This window comes from Inquilinus sp. 2KB_23 (assembly GCF_052115705.1).
Classification (GTDB): Bacteria; Pseudomonadota; Alphaproteobacteria; order DSM-16000; family Inquilinaceae; genus Inquilinus; species Inquilinus ginsengisoli_A.
Genome location: NZ_JBFRHF010000094.1, coordinates 1 through 619 on the forward strand (window position 1 = coordinate 1; position 619 = coordinate 619).

The window sequence follows — 619 nt, forward strand, 5'->3', positions numbered from 1 at the left end:
GCCAGACACCGCCCGATCCGTCGCATTCCAACCCGACAGCAGACGGGACCGCTCCTCCACATCCAGAAGCTCGATCCGGCCTACCGACTGCGATGGATCCGACACCACCGAGCGCAGAAGCCGCACCAGCCGCGACACCAGCCCTGCCGCCGTCTCCCGGTCGAACAGGTCCGTGCTGTATTCCAGCAGCCCTTCGAGCCCCGCCTCCCCGCCCTCCCGATCCCGCTGCTCCCACAGGCTGACGCTGAGGTCGAACCGCGATACCCCGAGTTCAGCCGTCGTCGCCGTCACCTGCAGGCCGGACAGGTGGACGGTCGGGATGCTTTCGCTCTGAAATGCCAACCAGACGCGAAAGAACGGGTACTGGGCCAGCGATCGGGTGGGGTTGAGGGCTTCGACCAGGCGCTCGAACGGCAGGTCCTGATGCGCATAGGCCGACAGGTCCCAGTTCCGCACCCGGCCCAACAGCTCCCGGAAGCTCGGATCACCCGACACATCCGTCCGCAGCACCAGCGTGTTCACGAAGAACCCAACCAGCTCCTCCAGCGCCGCATCCGTCCGGCCCGCCACCGGGCTCCCGATCGCAATGTCCTCACCCGCCCCCAGACGCGACAGCAGC

1 protein-coding gene is annotated in these 619 nt (G+C 67.5%); it reads right to left on the reverse strand.

Features of this window, described 5'->3' with window-relative positions; translation table 11 throughout:
* Positions 1–619 (reverse strand): condensation domain-containing protein (locus tag AB4112_RS36045; RefSeq protein ID WP_441727291.1); only part of this gene is annotated, 619 nt, incomplete at both ends.